General features: G+C 67.7%; 6 protein-coding genes. 3 read left to right on the top strand and 3 right to left on the bottom strand.

The features are described from left to right. The first annotated feature begins 14 nt into the window (after nt 1-14). Both apaG and argE read left to right on the top strand, forming a co-directional pair. On the top strand, nt 15-407 hold the full coding sequence (apaG, locus tag ACIPIA_RS08985) for a Co2+/Mg2+ efflux protein ApaG (protein WP_400508696.1): 393 nt from the start codon (nt 15-17) through the stop codon (nt 405-407). Then, nucleotides 404-1,582, top strand: a complete 1,179-nt coding sequence (gene argE, locus ACIPIA_RS08980) for an acetylornithine deacetylase (protein ID WP_400508694.1) — start codon at nt 404-406, stop codon at nt 1,580-1,582. Before apaG ends, argE begins: the two co-directional genes overlap by 4 nt. 52 nt (nt 1,583-1,634) lie before the next feature. Here the strand turns inward: argE and ACIPIA_RS08975 are convergent, their stop codons facing one another. From ACIPIA_RS08975 to ACIPIA_RS08965, 3 genes are read right to left on the bottom strand one after another with little or no spacing between them, the layout of a single operon-like run. Further along, nucleotides 1,635-2,636, bottom strand: coding sequence for an Hsp33 family molecular chaperone (locus ACIPIA_RS08975; protein ID WP_400508692.1), 1,002 nt, complete (start codon nt 2,634-2,636; stop codon nt 1,635-1,637). Then, a complete protein-coding gene (gene argF, locus ACIPIA_RS08970) occupies nt 2,636-3,556 on the bottom strand; it encodes an ornithine carbamoyltransferase (RefSeq protein ID WP_400508690.1) in 921 nt (306 codons plus the stop codon). Before argF ends, ACIPIA_RS08975 begins: the two co-directional genes overlap by 1 nt. Nucleotides 3,557-3,594: 38 nt before the next feature. Next, the gene (locus tag ACIPIA_RS08965) at nt 3,595-4,815 is read right to left on the bottom strand and encodes an aspartate aminotransferase family protein (RefSeq protein WP_400508688.1); all 1,221 of its coding nucleotides are present in this window, start codon (nt 4,813-4,815) and stop codon (nt 3,595-3,597) included. A 543-nt stretch (nt 4,816-5,358) separates the two neighbouring features. Here ACIPIA_RS08965 and ACIPIA_RS08960 point away from each other — a divergent pair. Continuing rightward, on the top strand, nt 5,359-5,898 hold the full coding sequence (locus tag ACIPIA_RS08960; protein ID WP_400508686.1) for a GcrA family cell cycle regulator: 540 nt from the start codon (nt 5,359-5,361) through the stop codon (nt 5,896-5,898). Nucleotides 5,899-5,947: the final 49 nt, after the last annotated feature.

Raw genomic sequence — 5,947 nt, 5'->3', positions numbered from 1 at the left:
CCGGAGCCTCGACGATGTATCAGGCACAGACGCACGGCGTGCGCGTGACAGCGGCGCCATCCTTCATGGAAGCGGAATCCTCGCATGCGCAGGGCCGCTACTTCTGGGCCTATGCGATCGAGATCGTCAATCTCTCGACGCAGACGGTGCAATTGATGACACGGCACTGGTTCATCACCGACGGTCGCGGCGAGGTGCACGAAGTGCGCGGCGAGGGCGTCGTCGGCAAGCAGCCGGTCCTGCGCCCCGGCGAAAGCTTCAACTACACCTCCGGCTGCCCGCTGACGACGCCTGACGGCTCGATGCATGGCTTCTACGCCATGCAGGACGAGAGCGGCACGATCTTCGACGTCGAGGTGCCGCTCTTCCCGCTCGACTCCCCCTATGTGAAGAAGGTTCTGCATTGACCGCCTCCGCTCAAGCCGGGCAGCGCTTTACGCCGCTCGAGATGCTCGCCCGCCTCGTCGCCTTCGACACGATCAGCGACAAATCCAACCTTCCCCTGATCGACTTCGTCGAAGGCTACCTGACCAGCTGGGGCGTGCCGTCCGTGCGCTTCCCGAATGCGGCGGGCGACAAGGCCGCACTGTTCGCGACCGTCGGCCCGCAGGATCGCGGCGGCATCGTGCTGTCCGGACATACCGATGTCGTGCCGGTGGCGGGCCAGGCCTGGAGCCGCGACCCGTTCACCCTGCATGTCGAGAACGGCCGGGCCTATGGCCGGGGCGCCGTCGACATGAAGGCCTTCCTCGCCCTGGGGCTCGCGCTGGTGCCGGATTTCCTGGCAGCCGGCCTCAGGACGCCGATCCATCTCTTCCTGTCCTATGACGAGGAGGTGACCTGCCTCGGCGTCATCGACGGCATCGCCGCGATGGGCAAGACGCTGCCGCGGCCGCGCGCCGTCATCGTCGGCGAGCCGACCTCGCTCGACATCTGCGATGCCCACAAGGGCGTCCGGACCTTCCAGACCATCGTCAAGGGCTTCGCGGCGCATTCCTCGAAGCCCGAGCTCGGCGCCAGCGCCGTCCATGCCGGAGCGCTGCTCGCCGCCGAGCTCGACCACATGGCCGAGGACGCGAAGCAGCGCCTCGACGCCAGCGGCCGCTTCGACCCGCCCTACGACACCGTGCATATCGGCTCGTTCCAGGGCGGCATCGCCCGCAACATCCTCGCCGACCATGCCGAGATCCTCTGGGAAATCCGGACGCTGCCGACGTCGGACCCGGAGGCCGGCCCCGCTCGCTTTGCGGCCCTGTCGGAGAAGGTTCAGGAGCGCATGCGCAAGACGGCGCCGAGCGCGTCCGTCAGCACGGAGATGACATCGGACGTGCCGGGGCTGGCGCCGGAACCGGGTTCGGAGGCCGAGCGGCTCGCCATGCGCCTGTCCGGGCGCAACCACACGATCGCGGTCGCCTACGCCACCGAAGCCGGCCATTTCCAGCAGGCCGGGCTGCCGACCGTGGTCTGCGGCCCCGGCTCGATCGACCAGGCGCATCAGCCCGACGAATACATCACGCTGGAGCAGCTTGAGGCCGGCGAGACCTTCATGCGCAAGCTGATGACGGAGTGCCAGGCCGGCTGAAGGCCGCCTTCCTGCCCGGGCCGCGCTTCCGCGCGGTCCCACGCATGGGGCGTCACAGCCCGGCCGAAAGACCCTGCTCGACCTCGGCCGGGTCGAACGAGTAGCGCCGCGAGCAGAACTCGCAGGTAACGCCGAGCTTGCCGTCATCGGCGATCATCGCGCGACGATCCTCGGGCGAGAAGCCGCGCAGCATCGTGAGCACGCGCTCTCGCGAGCAGCGGCAGGCCTCGTGGACGATGACAGGCTCGAAGACACGGGCGCCTCGCTCGTGGAAGAGCCGGTAGAGCAGGCGCTCGCTCTCCAGCATCGGGTCGAGCAGCTCGTGATCCTCGACCGTCTCGACCAGCGAGCGCGCCTCCATCCAGGCGTCGTCGCTGATGCCGTCGGGATCGTCGCCGGTCAGGATCTGGTGCCCTTCCGGCGCATCGCCGGGGTGGATGTCGGCAGCGCGCAGCCGATCGGGCGAATGCGGCATGAACTGGACGAGGATGCCGCCGGCGCGCCATTGCGGCCGCCCGCCGGTCGTGACCGTGCCGACACCGAGGCGCACCCGGGTCGGGATCTGTTCGGACTGGCGGAAATACTGATGCGCCGCCTCTTCGAGGCTCTGTCCCTTCAGCGCGACGATGCCCTGGTAGCGCGTGGTCGCCGTGCCCTGGTCGACCGTCATGGCGAGGTGGCCCTCGCCCAGCAGCTGGCCGGTCGAGAGCTTGTCGAGCGCGAGCGCCTGGGTCAGCTTCGCCTCGTCGATATGGGCGACGGCGCGGAAATTGTCGGGCGCGTTGAAGTCGACCACCATCATCGGGATGGCGCCGTCGCTCTTGGTCTGGAGCTGGAAGCGGCCCTCGAATTTCAGCGCCGTGCCGAGCAGGACGGCCAGCGCCGCGGCCTCGCCGAGCACGCGCGAGACCGGCGCGGGATAGCCGTGCCGGTCGAGGATCGTGTCGATCGACGGGCCCAGCCGCACGACGCGGCCGCGCACGTCGAGATCGGGCACGGCGAAGGGCACGACCCGATCGTCGAGCCCGACCGCGGCTACGTCATCGGCGGCCATCAGGCCGCCACTCCGCCGAAGCACCAGGCGAGAATGCCCTTCTGCGCATGCAGCCGGTTCTCTGCCTCGTCGAAGACGGCCGATTGCGGACCGTCCATGATCTGGTCGGTGACCTCCTCGCCGCGCGAGGCCGGCAGGCAATGCATGAAGATCGCCTCCTTGTCGGCGCGGTCCATCAGCCTGTCGTCGACCTGATAGGGCCGCAGCAGGTTGTGACGGGTGCCTTCCTCGTCGCCCATCGAGACCCAGCAATCGGTGATGACGCAATCGGCGCCCTCGACGGCCTCTTCCGGGCGGGTGGTCAGCGAGAGCCTGGCGCCCTGCTTCTTCGCCCAGGAGATCAGGGCCGGCGGCGGCGCGAGCTCTTCCGGCGTCGCGATGGCCAGTTCGAAATCGAGTCGGCCGGCGGCGTGGACCCAGGAGGTGAGCACGTTGTTGGTGTCGCCGGTCCAGGCGATGCGCTTGCCCTGGATCGAGCCCTTGCGCTCCTGGAAGGTCATGACATCGGCCATGACCTGGCAGGGATGCTGGCGCTTGGTCAGGCCGTTGATCACCGGGACGGTGGCATAGCGCGCCATCTCGACCAATGAATCATGGTCGAGAATGCGGATCATGATCGCATCGACATAGCGCGACAGCACGCGGGCGGTATCCGCGATGGTCTCGCGCTCGCCGAGCTCGATCTCGTGGCCCGCGACCATCATCGGCGAGCCGCCGAGCTCGCGGATGCCGACGTCGAAGGAGACGCGGGTCCGCAGCGAAGGCTGCTCGAAGATCATGGCGATGACCTTGCCTTCGAGCAGGCGGTCCCCCGCGGCGGCAGGCGTGCGACGTCGCGATTTCATCTCCTCGCCGGCGCGCAGGATCGCGCGCAGCTCGCTGCCGGAGAAATCGGAGAGATCGAGGAAATGGCGCGTCACGGGCGCTTCCTTCGCTTCGCGGGGTTGCGTGGTTGAACTTATTCGGCGGCAGGACGCTTCAGCGTCGCCTCGACGGCGCTGGCAGTCCTGTCCAGCCGCGATACCGCCTCGGCGACATCCGCCTCGGTGATGATCAGGGGCGGCAGCAGGCGCACGACGTTGTCGCCGGCACCGACGACGAGCAGGCCCTGAGCGCGGGCTTCGTTGACGAAGTCGGTGTTGAGGGTGTGCAGCTTGAGCCCGAGCATCAGGCCCTCGCCGCGAATCTCGGCGACGACCTCGGGGTGCTTGTCCTTGAGCTCTGCCAGCGACTGCTTCAGCCGCAGCGCGATTTGGCCGACACGCTCGATGAAGCCGGGCTCGAGCACGATGTCGAGCACGGCGTTGCCGACGGCCATAGCGAGGGGATTGCCGCCGAAGGTGGTGCCGTGCGTGCCGAGCGTCATGCCGGAAGCCGCCTCCTCCGTGGCGAGGCAGGCACCCATCGGGAAACCGCCGCCGATGCCCTTGGCGATCGACATGATGTCCGGCGTGATGCCGTAGGTCTCATGCGCGAAGAACTTGCCGGTGCGGCCGACGCCGGTCTGGATCTCGTCGAAGATCAGCAGGAGGCCGTTCTCGTCGCAGAGCTCGCGCAGGAGCTTGAGGAACCGGGCCGGAACGGAACGCAGGCCGCCCTCGCCCTGGATCGGCTCGATCATCAGCGCCGCGGTCTCGGGCGTGATCGCGGCCCGAAGCGCCTTTTCGTCGTCGAAGGGCACCTGATCGAAGCCGTCGACCTTGGGGCCGAAGCCGTCGATATATTTCTGCTGGCCGCCGGCGGCGATGGTCGCCAGCGTCCGGCCGTGGAAGGCACCTTCGAAGGTGATGATATGGTAGCGCTCGGGATGGCCCTTCGCCGCGTGGTACTTCCGCGCCATCTTGATGGCGCACTCGTTGGCTTCGGCGCCGGAATTGGTGAAGAAGACCCGCTCGGCGAAGGTCGCCTCGCAGAGACGACGGGCGAGCCTCTCGCCATCCGGGGCGCCATAGAGATTCGAGGTGTGCCAGATCTTGGCGGCCTGCTCGGTCAGCGTCCTGACCAGGTGCGGATGCGCATGGCCGAGCGCGTTGACGGCGATGCCGGCCCCGAAGTCGAGATAGCGCGTACCGTCGGCGGTGATCGCCCAGGGGCCTTCGCCGCGCTCGAAAGCGACGGGCGCGCGGGCATAGGTCGGCACGAGCACGGATTGGCTGGCGGAAGCAGGGGCGGGAGCCATGAGACGAAGATCCTCGCGAAGGGGGACGGGTGAGAACGGATTGGCGCTGAACGGAGAACGACGATCCGGGATGGATGCTGCAGGCACGCAGCCACGATAAGACCCGGTGACGACGTTATCGTCGCACCCAGCTCCTGATCTCTCGTCGCGCCGTCATCCGCATCGTTCGGGCCTTGGTTCCGCAAACATAAGCGCCGCCCGATCGGGGCGGCGTCACCTTGTGGATAAATATGCTTAAGGCGGCCGAGGCTGTCAATTCAAAGCGGCGTGGCCGGTGTTGCCAAAAGGATTCGCTTGACGGCGCAAACACGAATCGTCTGGGGAAAAGCCCAATTCGGATTCGCCGACTCTTGTTCGCGAGTCACTGCCGCTTGTATGGTTCTCTTCGTCGGATACGACATTTCGTGCGGCGTCCCCTGTACCGTCTGTTGCGGCAGTAGCGGCTTTGTCCCAGCGACATCGCCGACGGTCCCGGATTCCGTCACGAAGCGCCCTTAAAGGCGGGTTCCGCAAGGAGCCGGCCGGACAAGACAGGTGATGCGGATGAACGAAGCCGGAGCATGGACTGACGAGCGCGTCGAACTGCTCAAGAAGCTCTGGAGCGATGGGCTGAGCGCCAGCCAGATCGCTGCCGAGCTGGGCAATGTCACGCGCAACGCGGTGATCGGAAAGGTTCACCGTCTCGGCCTTTCGGGCCGGGCCAAGAGCGCGACCCAGCCGGCCGCGCCCCGTAACGCGGCCCCGCGCAAGGCGCCGACACGCTCGCCGAGCCACCCGATGGCGAGCCCGGCGGCCGTCACGCGCGGCGCCAACGCGCTGGCTCCCGATTTCGCTCCGGAGGCCGAGATCGAAGCCGCGCCGCTGCCGTCCGAGGACGTGGTGATCCCGTTCTCGGAGCGCGTCACCATCATGGACCTGCGCGAGTACATGTGCCGCTGGCCGATGGGCGATCCGACGAGCCCCGATTTCCGCTTCTGCGGCGCCCGCTCGCAGACCGGCCTGCCCTATTGCGCCCATCATTCGCGCATCGCCTACCAACCCGCCGCCGACCGCAGGCGCGACCGCAGCAAGGTCCGCGCCTGATCGGACGGACAGCATCGAAACAAGAAACCGGCCCTCGCGGCCGGTTTTT

Source organism: Allobosea sp. CER48 (genome assembly GCF_044752385.1).
Classification (GTDB): Bacteria; Pseudomonadota; Alphaproteobacteria; order Rhizobiales; family Beijerinckiaceae; genus Allobosea.
The sequence above is the reverse complement of the archived record's forward strand: the minus strand, read 5'-3'. Positions and strand labels throughout refer to the sequence as shown.